The organism is Craurococcus roseus, from assembly GCF_039523795.1.
In the GTDB taxonomy this organism is placed as follows: domain Bacteria; phylum Pseudomonadota; class Alphaproteobacteria; order Acetobacterales; family Acetobacteraceae; genus Craurococcus; species Craurococcus roseus.
Genome location: NZ_BAAAFZ010000046.1, coordinates 105315 through 118331 on the forward strand (window position 1 = coordinate 105315; position 13017 = coordinate 118331).

The following is a 13017-nucleotide window of genomic DNA, read 5'->3' on the forward strand; positions in this document are numbered from 1 at the left end:
CGCCCGCCGGCGGCCGCTTTTTCGTGCTGGACGCCGAGCGCGAGGAACTGCCCGCGGCGCTGCGCGGCACCTTCGACGCCATCGTAATGGAGAGCTGCGTCCACCACTTCCTCGACCCCGTTTCGGCGCTCGCCCACATCGCCGCCGGGCTAAAGGAGGACGGGATCGCCGTGGTGATCGAGGGCGAGAACCGGCGCGGGCCGATCCGCCCCGAGTACCTCGCCGTAATGCGGGAATTCGACACGCTGGAGCGCCCCTACACGCGCCCGCAGATGGAGCGGATGCTGGTGCTCGCGGGGCTGCCCGCCTTCCGGTTCCTGGGCCGCGTGAACGGCTGGTTCGCCCCGGACGACCCGCGCGTGCCGCTGTTGCCGGAGATGGTGCGCGACGACGCGCGGGCGCGGAACCTCGCCGTCTGCGCCAGGACGCCGGCGGCCCTGGCGCGCGTCCTGCCCGGCCTACGGGCGGGCTGAACGCTTACGCGCCGCCGCGGCGCCATTTCCGCTCGGCCTCGTCCCAAGCGGCCAGCGGTTGCAGGTCGGGCACCCAGGCGAGGCCCGTCTTCGCGTCGGATGAGACCGCCTCCGGCGTGACCACCGCATCGATCAGCGCCGGGCGGTTGGCGAGGGCGCGCTCGATCGCCGGCTTGAGCTGCTCCTCCGTCTCCACGCGCTCGGCGTGCATCCCGAAGGCCCGCGCCATCGCCGCGTGGTCGCTGAACTGGAGCCGCGTGCCGACCACCTTGCCGTGGGTGACGGCCTGGTCGTGGACCTCGATCTGCCAGGCGCCGTTGTTGGCGACGACGATCAGGACGGGCGCCTTGTGGCGGACGGCGGTGTCCACCTCGATGGCGTTGAAGCCGAAGGCGCCGTCGCCGGTCGCCACCACCACCGGGCGGTCCGGGAAGGCGAGGCCCGCCGCGATCCCGTAGGGCACGCCGACGCCGATGCAGCCGAAAGGCCCCGGGTCGAGCATCGCGGGCGCGGACAGGCCGACGCGGGCGAAGCTCAGGAAGTCGCCGCCGTCCACGACGACGATCGCGTCCGGGCCCATCGCGTCCTGGAGGGCGGCTAGCACCCGGTTCGGGTGCAGGCGGCCGTCGCCGCCGGGCGGGGCGTTCGCCATGGTTTGGCGGAGCTTGCGCGCCCGTTCCTCGTGGCTGGCGCGCAGCTTCGTCGCCCAGGCCCGGTCGAGCGCGGGCGCGCGGTTGCCGGCCGCTTCGACCAGGGCGCGGAGCGACTCGGCCGGCGAGGCGAGGACTTCGACGGCGCCGCGCCGGTTGTCGCGCAGCTCCGCCGGGATGTCGGCGAGGCGGACGAACTTGGCCCCGCCGAACACGGCGGGGGAGCCGTAGGCGAGCTGGAAGTCGAGCCGGCGCCCGACGGTCAGCACCACGTCGGCGTCGCCCATCACCGCGCCGCGCATGGCGCCGACGACGGAGGGGTGCGCGTCGGGCACGAGGCCGCGGCTCTCGCCGGTGTCGAGGTAGACGGCGCCGAGGCGGTCCAGCAGCGCGACCAGCTCGGGGCCGGCGCCGCGGGCGCCGCGCCCGGAGATCACGAGCACGCGCCGCGCCGACCACAGCAGGTCCACCGCCTCGGCGATCCGGTCCGGGTCGGGCCCCGCCGCGGGGCGCGGCTTGGGGCGCAGGTGCTCCTCGAGCTGGACCGCCTTCGGCACGACGCTGCGCAGGGTGTCGGTCGGGAAGTCGATGTAGGCCGGGCCGGGCTCGCCGCCTTCGCCCATCGCGCGGGAGATGGCCTCGTCGAGTTCCGCCAGGGCGAGGTCCGGCTCGCGCACCGTGCGGGCGTAACGGGTGATCGCCCGCACGAGCCGGGTGTGGTCGAGGTCCTGGAGGCCGCCGCGGTTCTCCTGGGCGCGCGGGCTGGTGCCGGACAGGACGAGCACGGGCGCGCGCGAGACGTGGGCGTTGGCGATGCCTGTCATGGCGTTGGTGACGCCGGGGCCGGCGGTGACGAGGGCGACGCCGAGTTGGCCCGTCAGCTCGGCGTGGGCCTGGGCCATGTGGACGGCGGCCCGCTCGTCGCGCACGTCCACGATGCGGACGCCCTCGGCGTCGAGCCGCATCCAGATCGGCATGATGTGGCCGCCGCAGAGCGCGAAAACGCGCTCGACGCCGCGCCGCTTCAGCGAGCGCGCCACCAGGCCGGCGACGCTGTCGGGGTCTGTTTTCAAGGTCCGGTCACCTCCGTGTCCGGCTCATCCGAGCCATGCTACGAGGAAAGAGACGGTCACGATCGAGATCAGGTGGGACGCCAGGATGGCGCCCGAGGTCACGCCCGTCTTGAGGCCGTAGAGCTTGGCGATGGTGAACGGGCCGGACCCGATCGGCAACGCGCTGAGGAGCACCGCCGGGTACGACCACGCGGGCGGCACGGCGAACACGTGGACCGCCAAGAGGGCCGTGACGGCGGGTTGGAACAGCAGCTTCAACCCGATCAGCACGCCGATCGTGGGGGCGTCGCTGGCCACCACGCCCTCTTGCGCGAGGAACAGGCCGATGCAGACCAGGGCGCACGGCGAAGCGGCGCCGGCGAGCAAGTCGGCGAAGCGGTCGACCGGGGCCGGCAGGGGCGGCCCGGCCAAGGCCACCGCGAGCCCGGCCAGCGGCGCCAGGAACAGCGGGTTGCGCAGCAGCGAGAACGAAATCCTGCCCGCCGCGCGGCCGAAGCCGGAGCCGCCGCGCAGATCGGCCTCGATGAGGGCGACGGCGAACAGGAACAGCGCGCAGGCCGTGAACAAGGAGGCGACGACGGCCGCGGGCAGGCTGTCCGGCCCGAAGACCAGGAGGCACAGCGGGATGCCCATGAAGCCGACGTTGCCGTAGGAGGCGTCCAGCCCTTCGATGCCCGCCTGCGCCACCCTCCGCCCGCGCCACCGGCTGAGGGCGAAGCCGAGCGCGAAGGTCGCGGCGATCCCGCCGCCGAACGCGAGCGAGAAGCCGGTTTGGCCGGCCTGCCCGGGCTCGATCTTCGCCATCGCCAGGAACATCAGCGCCGGGAGCGCCAGGTACACCGCGAAGCGGTTCAGGATGTCGGTGGCGGCGCGCGAGAACACCCCGAAGCGGCCGCAGAGGTACCCGGTGAGGATGAGCCCGAACAGCGGCAAGACGGCGTTCAGGACCGCTTGCATGGGCTCGCCCGGCCTCGGACGCCACGGCCACCGGCCAGCGCGGGACGGCGGCGCCGGCGGCGGCGGGCGCGGCCACGGCGCCGGGCCCGCCTCACGCGCCGCCCCCGCCCGGCGCCACGGTCCCGGCCGCCCCCGCGAGGCGCGCTTTGAGGGCCCGGTGGAGCACCTTGCCCAACGCGTTGCGCGGGATCTCGTCGTCGCGCACGAAGGAGCAGGAGCGCGGGCGCTTGTAGCCGGCGAGGCGGTCCCGGCCCCATTCCAGCAGGCCGGCCTCGTCCAGCGCGGCGCCGTCCCTCAGGACGACGACGGCGTGGACGCGCTCGCCCCATTTCGGGTCGGGCAAGCCGACCACGGCCACTTCCTTTACCGCCGGGTGGGCTGCGAGGGCCGTTTCCACCTCCGACGGGTAGACGTTCTCGCCGCCGGAGATGACCATGTTGCTCTTGCGGTCGACGAGGTGGATGTACCCGTCCTCGTCGCGGCGGGCCATGTCGCCGACCGAGCAATACTCGCCCCGGAACGCCTCCCTGGTCTTCTCCGGCAGCCTCCAGTAACCGTCGAACAGGTAAGGGGTGGAGGCGTAGAGTTCGCCGGGCTCGCCGTCCGGGACTTCCTGCCCGGCCTCGTCCAAGAGCTTGATCGGCGCCGAACCGACGCATTCCCGCCCGACCGAACCGAGCTTCGTGAACTGCTCATGCGGGTGGAGCATGGTGGCCCAGCCGAGCTCGGTCGCGCCGTAGAGTTCGAACAGGCCGGAACTCCGGAACATCTCCATCACGGCGCGTTTGGTTTCGGGCCGCGCGGGGGCAGAGGAGATCATGAGCTTGGTGACGCGGCCGAGGTCGTGGCGCGTGCGGACGGCTCCGGGCAGGTCGAGCATCGTGGCGTAGTGGGTCGGCACGAGGGAGGTGAAGGTGGAGCCGCCTTCGGCGAGCGTCCGGACGCAGTGCTCGGGGTCGAAGCTCTTGCGCGAGTAGATCGCCGTCTCGCCGCCGCAGTAGCCGAAAGCGCCGAAGAAGTTGAGCGAGTTCGCGTGGCACATCGGCATCACGAGCAAGGCCCCGTCGCGCCGGTGGATGCCGAGTTCGATCTCGGTGACGAGGGACAACAGGGCGGCGCCCTTGTGGTTGCGGATGGCGCCCTTGGGGTTGCCCGTCGTGCCCGAGGTGTACATCAGCGTCCACGGGTCCGTGGCCGCGACCGGCACGCCGGGCTCGCGGTCGCTCGCAGCGGAGAGTAGGTCTTCGTAAGCGCGGAAGCCGGCCGGGCACGGGCGCTCGCCGAAGTGGACCAGGTTCGCGGCCCGGATGGACAAGCCGGCGTGGATCTCCTCGACGACGCCCGCGAATTCGTCCTGGACGATGAGGGCCGAGGCGCCCGAGTCCTCCACGATGTAGAGGACCTCCGGGCCGAGGAGGCGGAAGTTGATGGGCACGGCGACCAGGCCGGCCTTGGCGGTCGCGGCGTAGATCTCCGCCCATTCCAAGCGGTTGTAGGCGAGGACCGCCACGCGGTCGCCTTTCGCCAAGCCCAGGCCGAGCAGGGCGTTGGCGAGGCGGCACGCCCTTCCGTTCCATTGCGAGAAGGTCGTGGCGCGTTCCAGGTCCCGCGCGCCCGTCCGGCCGCCGTGTAGGCGCGCGTGGGCCGCGAGCATCTGCCCGAAGGTCAACAATTCCCCCATTCCCGCCTCCTCCCGCAAACCGCGCGCGGCCCGTCCGCTCCGGCGTCCGCGCGGCCCTAATCGACACGCCCTGGTGCGATGTGTCCACCGGGTGGCTGGGGCGGCCGGGGCCGCGGGGCTCCTATCGCCGCCGCGTGGCCGCGCCCGGCGGCCTCAACAAACCGCAAGGCCGGCGATTCGGGCGCGGCGCGGGACCGCCGGCGCTTGAAACGGTTCGCGTCCGCCTCGATAACGGTCGCAGCCGCCAGAGCCCTTGAGGAACGTCCCGCCATGCCGATCGACCGCCGCCGCCGCGCGCTCGCCCTGGGCGCGCTTTCCGCGCCCGCCTTGCTGCTCCGCGCCGCGCCGGCCCGCGCGCAGGAGACGACGCTCAGGCTGCACCACTTCCTGCCGGCGGTGAGCAACGTCCACCGCTTCTTCCTCCAGCCCTGGGCGCAGAAGGTGCAAAGCGAGAGCGGGGGCAAGCTCCGCATCCAGATCTTCCCCGCCATGCAGCTCGGCGGTGCGCCGCCGCAACTCTTCGACCAGGCGCGGGACGGGGTGGCGGACATCATTTGGACCCTGCCTGGCAACACGCCGGGCCGCTTCCCGCGCATCGAGGTGTTCGAGCTGCCCTTCGTGGCGCACAAGAAGGCGATCGTGAACTGCAAGGCGGTGCAGGAGTTCGCGGGCAAGCACCTGCGTGAGGAGTTCAAGGAGGTCCACCCGCTATGCGTCTGGGCGCACGGCGAGGGGCTCATCCACGCGCGCAAGGAGGTCCGCACCATGGACGACCTGCGCGGCCTCAAGCTGCGCTTCCCTTCGCGCCTGAACGGCGAAGCGCTGCGGGCGCTCGGCGCGGCGCCGGTGGGGATGCCGGTGCCGCAGGTCCCCGAGGCGGTGAGCCAAGGCGTGATCGACGGCGCGGTGGTGCCCTGGGAGGTGGTGCCGTCGCTGCGCCTGCACGAGATGCTCAAGTTCCACACGGAGGTCCCGGGCAGCCCCACGCTCTACACGACCACCTTCATCCTGGCGATGAACAAGGCGAAGTACGAAGGGCTGCCGGACGACGCGCGCAAGGTGCTGGACGCGAACAGCGGCATGGTGGCCGCGGAGATGGCGGCGAAGCCCTGGGACGAGCAGGGGCCGGTCGTGGAGCAGATGGCGAAGCGGCGGGGGAACCAGGTCACCGTCATCACCGAGGAGGAAAAGGCGCGCTGGGTGCGGGCCACGCAGCCGGTGGTCGAGCAGTGGCAGGCGGGCACGCGCGAGCGCGGCTTCGACGGCTCGGCGCTGCTCGCGGAGGCGCGGGCGCTGGTGGCGAAGCACGGCCAGGGCTTTTCCTGAGCGCGTGGCCGAGGGGCATTCCCGGCCGCGCGGCTGGACGGATCGGCTCGGCGGCGTCCTCGCCCTCGCCGGCGGGGCGGTGCTGCTCGGCGTCGCCCTGCTCACCTGCTGGAGCGTCGTGCAGCGCTGGTTGACGTCGCGGCCGGTGCCGGGCGACTTCGAGCTGGTCTCGCTCGGCTCCGGCGTGGCGGTGCTCGGCTTCCTGGCCTGGGGCACGGCGCGGCGCGCTTCCATCGTGGTGGACACCTTCACCGGCTGGCTGCCGCGGCGAGCGGCGGGCGCCCTGGACGCGTTCTGGATGCTTGTGTGGGCCGCCGCGGCCGCGCTGCTGGCGGAGCGGCTTTTCCAAGGCGCGCGCGAAACGCTCCGCAGCGGCACGACGACCATGGTGCTCGGCTTCCCGACGTGGTGGGCGGTGGGCTTCGGGGCCCTCGCCTTCGCGGCCGTGGCGCTGGCGGCGCTGGCCTGGGTGCCGCGGCTGGGCCGGGGCGAAGGGTGATGCCGCCGGAATTCGCAACCGCCGGCATCGGCTTCGCCGCGCTGCTCCTCCTGATCGCGCTGCGGGCGCCGGTGGGCCTTGCCATGCTGCTGGTGGGCGCGGGCGGCTACCTTTGGATCGTCGACGCCGGGGTGCTGCTGAACTACCTCAAGACCACGCCCTACCACCTCTTCGCCAACTACACGCTCTCCGTCATCCCCCTGTTCATCCTCATGGGCGCGCTGGCGGAACGCGGCGGGCTGGCGCGCGACCTGTTCGACGCGGCGAACGCGCTGTTCGGGCGGAGGCCCGGCGGCATGGCGATGGGGGTGATCGGCGCCTCGGCCTGCTTCGGCGCGGTGTGCGGCAGCTCCGTCGCCACCACCGCCACCATCGGCCGCGCGGCGCTGCCGGAGCTCAAGCGCTTCGGCTACGACCCCGGGCTGGCGACCGGCACGGTGGCGGTGGGCGGGACGCTCGGCATCCTGATCCCGCCCTCCGTGATCCTGGTGGTGTATGCCATCAGCACGGAGCAGAACATCGCCAAGCTGTTCATGGCGGCGCTGGTGCCGGGGCTGTTGGCGACCCTGTTCTACGTGCTCACCATAGCCGTCCTGACGCGGCTGCGCCCCGCCCTGGCGCCGCCGGGCGGCGGGGTCGACGCGACCGAGCGGCGGCGCGTGCTGCTGAACGTGATCCCGGTGCTGCTGATCGCCGTGGTGGTGATCGGCGGCATCTACGGCGGCGTGTTCACGCCCACGGAGAGCGCCGCCATAGGCTGCGTGTCCACCCTGACGGTCGGGCTGGCGCGCCGCACCTTGAACGGCGCCGACGTCCGGGCGGCGCTGTTCGCCACCGCCGAGACCACGGCGATGATCTTCGTCATCCTGCTCGGCGCCGAGGTGTTCAACGCCTTCCTGGCGCTCAGCCAAGCGCCGGACCTGCTGGCGCTGTGGATCTCGGAGCAGGATTTCCCGCCCTACGGCGTGCTGGCGCTGCTGCTGTTCGCCTACATCGTGCTCGGCGCGGTGATGGACGAATTGGCGATGATCCTGCTGACCCTGCCGGTGTTCTTCCCGGTGGTAACGGCGCTGGACTTCGGCCTCGCCAGCGCGGAGGAGACGGCGATCTGGTTCGGCGTGCTGGTGCTGGTGGTGGTGGGCATCGGGCTGACGGCGCCGCCGATCGGGCTGAACGTGTTCGTCGTCTCGTCGCTGGCGCGGGACGTGCCGATCGCGCGCACCTACCGCGGCGTGCTGCCGTTCCTGGCGACGGACCTACTGCGGCTGGCGTTGCTGGTGACCTTCCCGGCGCTGAGCCTCTGGCTGGTGCGGGCGCTGACCTAGCCCTTCATCATGGAGCGGGACGGTTCCCGCTCCAGCGCCCGCTCGATCTCGGCCCGACCCGGGGTGCCGGCCTCCAACGCCTTGCTCAGGTGCTCCTTGTAGGTTTTGGAAACCACGGCGGGCAGCAGCGGCTCGTTCGGGTCCACCAGCGCCTGGATGATGACCGGGCCTTCCGTGGCGAGCGCCTCGTCCAGCACCGCGTCCGCCCGCGCCGGGTCGTCGATGGTGTAGCCGCGCCCGCCCATCGCCTCGGCCGCGCGGGCGAAGTCGATCGGCGGCACCTCGCAGGCGTATTCCGGGTTGCCCAGGAACAGCATCTGCTCCCACTTGATCTGACCCAGCACACCGTTGCGGATGACCAGCAGCTTCAGGTCCAGCCGGTGCTGCACGGCCGTCGCGAACTCACCGAGTTGCATCGCGAGGCCGCCGTCGCCGACCACGGCGAAGACCGGCCGGTCCGGGAAGGCGAGGCCGGCGGCGATGGCGTAGGGCAGCCCGGAGGCCATGGAGGCGAGCAGGCCGGAGACGGCGAAGTCGTGCCCGGGTCGGAGCGGGACGTGCCGGGCGACGAGGCCGGTGTGGTGGCCGGAGTCCGTCGCCAGCACCGCGTCGGGCGGCAGGCGGCGGCCCAACGCCGCCACGGGCACCGCCGGGTGCATCGGCGTTCGCAGGCTCTCCTCCGCGGCGCGCAGCGCTTCCGTCCAGCGCCGCGCCTCGCCTTGCGCCTTCTCCAGGAAGGAGCGGTCCTCCTTCCGTCGCAGGCGGGCGTTCAGCATCTCCAACGTGGCCCTGGCGTCGCCGACCAGCCCGACGTCGGCTGCGACGCGGAGGCCGATGCGCTGCGGGTCGCGGTCGACCTGCACGCAGCGCGCCTGGCCGGGCTTCGGGTAGTACTCCACATAGGGGAAGGTGGAGCCCACGATCAGCAGCGCGTCGCATCCGGCCATCGCGGCGTGGGTGCCGAAGGTCCCGTAGAGGCCGATGCCGCCGGTGGTGAACGGGTGGTCGTCCGGCAGCACGGCCTTGCCGAGCAGCGCCTTGGCGACCGGCGCGCCGAGGAGCTGCGCCGCCTGCTCCAGCTCCGCCCGCGCCCCCAGGGCGCCACGGCCGGCGAGGATGGCGACCCGTTGCGCGCCGTTCAGCAGCGCCGCCGCTTCTGCCACCGCTTCCGGTTCCGGCAAGCGGAGCCCGTCGGTCCGGTTGGCGGAGGCGGTCTGCGCCGAGCCGCGGGGCGAAGGCTTGTCGGCGCCCTCCTCCTGCTCCTGCACGTCCACGGCGATGGAGAGGTGCGAAACGCCGCGGCCGGCGAGCGCGCTGCGGCACGCGAGGGCGGTCACGGCCTCGGCCTGCGCCGCGCCCGTGATGCGGGCGTTGTAGACGGCCACGTCGGCGAAGACGCGGTCCAGCGGCACGTCCTGCTGCGTGAAGGTCTCGGCTATGTCGTGGTAGGGCAGGCCGGTGAGCGCGACCACCGGCGCGCCATCCATCTTCGCGTCGTAGAGGCCGGTCAGCAGGTGGAGGCCGCCGGGGCCGGTGGTGGCGAGGCAGCAGCCGAGCCGGCCGGTCCATTTGGCGTGCGCCGCCGCCATGAAGGCGGCGCTCTCCTCGTGGCGGACGGACACGAAGCGGACGCGGCCCTCGCGGGCGCGCATCGCCTCCACCACCCCGTTGATGCCGTCCCCGGCCATGCCGAAGACCGTGTCCACGCCCCAGGCCATCAGCGTGTCCACGACGATCCCGCTGGCGTTGCGGCCCATGGCGCCCGTCCCTTCCGCTGTCGGGGGGCCAACGCCGCGCGGCGCGGGCGGATGCGGCGGGGTGGCGGAACGAACGGGCGGGGACTACAACGGCGCGGCAGGAGAACGCCGCCATGCGCACCATCCACGACCGGGGCGGGCGAACCGCATGAGGCCGCGCGTCGCCTTCATCGGCACCGGCGGCACCATCGCCTCCGTGGGCCGCGGGCCGCTCGACCTCCACGACTACACCGCGGCGGGCAAGATGCTGCACGCCGCCGAGTTGCTGGAGCGCTTCCCCGAGGCGCGGGAGGTGGCCGAGGTGGTGCCGGTGCGTTTCGCCAACGTGCCCTCCCCCAAGATCGCCTTCCCGGAGTGGCTCGAACTGCTGCGGATCTGCGACCGGCTGGCCGCGGAAGAGCGGGACCTCGCCGGGATCGTCATCGGGCACGGCACCGCCTCCCTGGAGGAGACGGCGTACTTCCTTTCCCTCACCCTCAAGCATCCGCTTCCGGTGGTGGTGGTCGGCTCGCAGCGGCCGAACTCGGCGCTGTCCACCGACGCGGGGCTGAACCTCGTGAACGCCATCCGCGTGGCGGCCTGCCCGCGGGCTTGGGGCCTCGGCGCGCTGGTGGTGCTGAACGACGAGGTCCACGCGGCGCGGGAGGTGACCAAGACCTCCACCTCCCGGATGCAGACGTTCCGATCGCCGGATTTCGGCTGCCTCGCCCACGCGGACGGGGACCGGCTGGCCTGGTACCGCAAGCCGCTGCGCCGGGCGGCGCCGGACACGGAGTTCGACCCGCGAAGCCTCAAGGCGCTGCCGCGGGTGGACATCGCCTATTCCTACGCCGGGTCGGACGGCGCGGCGGTGCGGGCGTTCCGCGCCGCGGGGGCGCAGGGCATCGTCTCCGCCGGCTTCGCGCCGGGCTTCGTCACGCCCGACGAGGCCGAGGCGCTGGGCGAGGCGGCGGCGGCGGGCGTCGTGGTGGCCCAGTCCACGCGCGCGGGCAGCGGTCGCGTGTTCCCGACCACCAAGCTGCGCGAAGCGGGTTTCGTCCCGGCCGACAACCTGACGCCCCAGAAGGCCCGCATCCTGCTGGCGCTGGCCCTGACCGTCACGCGCGACCCGCGCGAGGTCGAACGCATCTTCGGCGAGTACTAGGGGCATGTACAAGCTCGACGTGCTGATCCAGGGCTACCCCGGCAAGTCGCTTTGCCACGGCGGCCTGGGCTGGAGCACCATCGCGCTCCTGCGCGGAGGCGGGCGGAGCATCTTGATCGACGTCGGCGCCTTCGGGGTGCGGCCGGAATTCGCGCGCCAACTCGCGGCGGCGCGGTGCGAGCCGGGGAGCGTGACGGACGTGGTGCTGACCCACGCGCATTGGGACCACTCGGTCAACTACACGCTGTTCCCGAACGCCGACATCTGGATCGGCCGGGCGGAGATGGATTGGGCGACGAAGGAGCCGCCCGGCTTCAACCCGCTCCCGGAGCTTTACGTCCGCGACTTGGCGCGCCATCCGCGCCTGCGGCTGCTGGACGACGGCGACGGGTTCCTGCCGGGGCTGACCGCGCACCTGGTCGCGGGGCACACGCCGGGCTGCCTCGCCTTCCGCATGGCGGGCTCGGGCGGGGCGCCGCCTGTGCTGTTCAGCGGCGACGCGGCGAAGAACCGGGCGGAGCTGCTTTCCATGGCGACCGACATGACCATGGACGCGGCCGAAAGCCGCCGTTCCTTGGAGCGCATCTGGGCGCTGTGGCGCGAGCTGCCGGGCACGCTGCTGGTGCCGGGACACGACCTCACGATGCGGCTGGATGGGGCGGGGCGGCCGGAATACCTGGGCGAGCGCCGCGCCGGCATCGCCGCTTGGTTCTCCGAGGACCTGCTGGTGACGACGGCCATCGACCTCGCAGCCCCAAGGGACTGAATGCCGCCACCGCCGCAGCGCGCCTGGGTCCGCCTCCCCTCCGGGCGGCGGCTCGACTTGCTTTCGCCCACCGCCTTCGACTGGACGGACGAAGACCTCGCCATCGGCCTGTCCCGCACCTTCCGCTGGGGCGGGCACTCGGTTTGGCCTGGGGCGCCGCTCTCCGTCGCGCAGCATTCGCTCGCCGTGCTGGCTCTGCGGCGGGAGCGCGCGCGGCCATCGCTGACGGTGGCGGAACAGCGGCGCGAGCTGCTGCACGACGCCGAGGAAGGCTTGATCAACTTCGACTGCATCTCGCCGCTGAAGCCCTTCCTCGGCCCGGGCTTCGGCGAGTTGCAGCGGCGCCTCCAGGCGGCGGTGGCGCTGCGCTACGCCTTGCCGCCCTGGACGCCGGACTCCAAGCGCGCCCACAAGGCCTGCGACGTGGCGCTCGCGGCGGCCGAGGCCGTCCACGTCGCCGGCTGGACGCGCGAGGAGGTGCGCGGGACGCTCGGCATCAAGACCGGCGCCATGATCGAAGAAGACCAGCTGGTGGCGGCCTTCGGCGGCGAGCCTTGGCGCCCCTGGCCGCCGGAGCTGGGGGCGGAGCGGTTCTTGTCGGAGCTGCGCCGCTTGGGCTGAACTCCAAAAAGATTGGACAAACCGTGGCTTAGGCTGGAATCTTCAGCCCGGTTCACAGCACAGGCCAGCCCTCCCCCATGCGCCCGCGGCGCGTCCACCCGCCGTCCGCCGGCGGCCCCCGGCCATGATGGCGGGCTCGCACGTGGCGCTCGGCGCCGCGGCCTGGATGCTGGCCGCTCCGCATTTCGGGCAGGACGCCTTGCGACCGCTGGGCCTTGGCCTCGCGGTCGCGGGGGCGCTGCTGCCGGACGTGGACCACCCGAAATCCTGGGCGGGCCGGCGGCTGCGGCCCGTTTCCACCGTGGTCGCCGCGGTGTTCGGCCACCGCGGCGTGACGCATTCGCTGCTGGCGCTGGTCGGTTGCTGGGCGGCGCTGCGGTACGGGACGGGGGTGCCGCGCGCCTGGGCGGCGCCGGTCGTCGTCGGCTACCTCAGCCACCTGCTCGCGGACCTGTTGACGCCGGGCGGGTTGCGACTCGCTTGGCCGCTGCGCGGGACGTGGGCGCTGCCGCTCTGCCGCAGCGGCTCGCCCTTCGAGCCGCTGGTGGTGGCGCTGGTCCTGTCGGTCGCCGCTTGGTCCGCCTTGCCGGACCCGCCGGACCCGCGCGCCGCGCTGCAACGGGTGGGCCTGCGCCTGGAGCGCGGAGCGGAGCCGCTGCCCCGGCCGCCGCCCGCGCCGCCGCCGGCGCCGCCCGCGCGACAGAACTGGGCGGCCCAGCGGGCACCGGGACGCGGAGGCTGACAT

General features: G+C 73.1%; 12 protein-coding genes. 8 read left to right on the forward strand and 4 right to left on the reverse strand.

What is annotated here, in order from left to right; genetic code table 11:
- On the forward strand, positions 1-473 hold a 473-nt coding region (locus tag ABD067_RS15070), incomplete at its 5' end, for a methyltransferase domain-containing protein (protein ID WP_343896166.1).
- A gap of 4 nt (positions 474-477) precedes the next feature.
- Here the strand turns inward: ABD067_RS15070 and ABD067_RS15075 are convergent.
- From ABD067_RS15075 to ABD067_RS15085, 3 genes are all read right to left on the reverse strand, one after another.
- Positions 478-2196 carry a thiamine pyrophosphate-binding protein gene (locus ABD067_RS15075; protein WP_343896167.1) on the reverse strand — a complete coding sequence of 573 codons (1719 nt, stop codon included), beginning with the start codon at positions 2194-2196 and terminating at the stop codon, positions 478-480.
- Positions 2197-2220: 24 nt separating this feature from the next.
- The gene (locus tag ABD067_RS15080; protein ID WP_343896168.1) at positions 2221-3153 is read right to left on the reverse strand and encodes an AEC family transporter; all 933 of its coding nucleotides are present in this window, start codon (positions 3151-3153) and stop codon (positions 2221-2223) included.
- Between the two features lie 91 nt (positions 3154-3244).
- Complete coding sequence (locus ABD067_RS15085; protein ID WP_343896169.1) at positions 3245-4834, reverse strand: AMP-binding protein; 1590 nt, start codon at positions 4832-4834, stop codon at positions 3245-3247.
- Positions 4835-5104: 270 nt separating this feature from the next.
- On the opposite strand from ABD067_RS15085, the gene ABD067_RS15090 reads away from it, so the two are divergent.
- From ABD067_RS15090 to ABD067_RS15100, 3 genes are read left to right on the forward strand one after another with little or no spacing between them, the layout of a single operon-like run.
- On the forward strand, positions 5105-6160 hold the full coding sequence (locus ABD067_RS15090; protein WP_343896170.1) for a TRAP transporter substrate-binding protein: 1056 nt from the start codon (positions 5105-5107) through the stop codon (positions 6158-6160).
- A gap of 4 nt (positions 6161-6164) precedes the next feature.
- Positions 6165-6659, forward strand: coding sequence for a TRAP transporter small permease (locus ABD067_RS15095; RefSeq protein WP_343896171.1), 495 nt, complete (start codon positions 6165-6167; stop codon positions 6657-6659).
- A complete protein-coding gene (locus ABD067_RS15100) occupies positions 6659-7984 on the forward strand; it encodes a TRAP transporter large permease (protein WP_343896172.1) in 1326 nt (441 codons plus the stop codon). The genes ABD067_RS15095 and ABD067_RS15100 overlap by 1 nt, the downstream gene beginning before the upstream one ends.
- On the opposite strand, the gene ABD067_RS15105 is transcribed toward ABD067_RS15100, so the two are convergent.
- Positions 7981-9741 (reverse strand): thiamine pyrophosphate-dependent enzyme, encoded by a 1761-nt coding sequence (locus ABD067_RS15105; protein WP_343896173.1) that lies wholly within the window; start codon positions 9739-9741, stop codon positions 7981-7983. The genes ABD067_RS15100 and ABD067_RS15105 overlap by 4 nt on opposite strands.
- Before the next feature lie 148 nt (positions 9742-9889).
- On the opposite strand from ABD067_RS15105, the gene ABD067_RS15110 reads away from it, so the two are divergent.
- The 4 genes from ABD067_RS15110 to ABD067_RS15125 all read left to right on the forward strand — a co-directional run bounded on the left by ABD067_RS15110 (position 9890) and on the right by ABD067_RS15125 (position 13014).
- The gene (locus ABD067_RS15110; RefSeq protein ID WP_343896174.1) at positions 9890-10885 is read left to right on the forward strand and encodes an asparaginase; all 996 of its coding nucleotides are present in this window, start codon (positions 9890-9892) and stop codon (positions 10883-10885) included.
- A gap of 4 nt (positions 10886-10889) precedes the next feature.
- Positions 10890-11651, forward strand: coding sequence for an MBL fold metallo-hydrolase (locus tag ABD067_RS15115; RefSeq protein WP_343896175.1), 762 nt, complete (start codon positions 10890-10892; stop codon positions 11649-11651).
- Positions 11652-12272 (forward strand): phosphohydrolase, encoded by a 621-nt coding sequence (locus ABD067_RS15120; protein WP_343896176.1) that lies wholly within the window; start codon positions 11652-11654, stop codon positions 12270-12272.
- A gap of 124 nt (positions 12273-12396) precedes the next feature.
- Positions 12397-13014: a metal-dependent hydrolase gene (locus tag ABD067_RS15125; protein ID WP_343896177.1), complete on the forward strand. Its 618-nt coding sequence runs from the start codon at positions 12397-12399 to the stop codon at positions 13012-13014.
- Positions 13015-13017 lie beyond the last annotated feature (3 nt).

Bases quoted from the DNA above. Each gene is read 5' to 3' on its own strand.
- ABD067_RS15120 (WP_343896176.1), top strand. From the start codon at position 11,652: ATGCCGCCACCGCCGCAGCGCGCCTGGGTCCGCCTCCCCTCCGGGCGG.
- ABD067_RS15080 (WP_343896168.1), bottom strand. From the start codon at position 3,153: ATGCAAGCGGTCCTGAACGCCGTCTTGCCGCTGTTCGGGCTCATCCTC.
- ABD067_RS15100 (WP_343896172.1), top strand. From the start codon at position 6,659: ATGCCGCCGGAATTCGCAACCGCCGGCATCGGCTTCGCCGCGCTGCTC.
- ABD067_RS15105 (WP_343896173.1), bottom strand. From the start codon at position 9,741: ATGGGCCGCAACGCCAGCGGGATCGTCGTGGACACGCTGATGGCCTGG.
- ABD067_RS15125 (WP_343896177.1), top strand. From the start codon at position 12,397: ATGATGGCGGGCTCGCACGTGGCGCTCGGCGCCGCGGCCTGGATGCTG.
- ABD067_RS15090 (WP_343896170.1), top strand. From the start codon at position 5,105: ATGCCGATCGACCGCCGCCGCCGCGCGCTCGCCCTGGGCGCGCTTTCC.
- ABD067_RS15085 (WP_343896169.1), bottom strand. From the start codon at position 4,834: ATGGGGGAATTGTTGACCTTCGGGCAGATGCTCGCGGCCCACGCGCGC.
- ABD067_RS15110 (WP_343896174.1), top strand. From the start codon at position 9,890: ATGAGGCCGCGCGTCGCCTTCATCGGCACCGGCGGCACCATCGCCTCC.
- ABD067_RS15115 (WP_343896175.1), top strand. From the start codon at position 10,890: ATGTACAAGCTCGACGTGCTGATCCAGGGCTACCCCGGCAAGTCGCTT.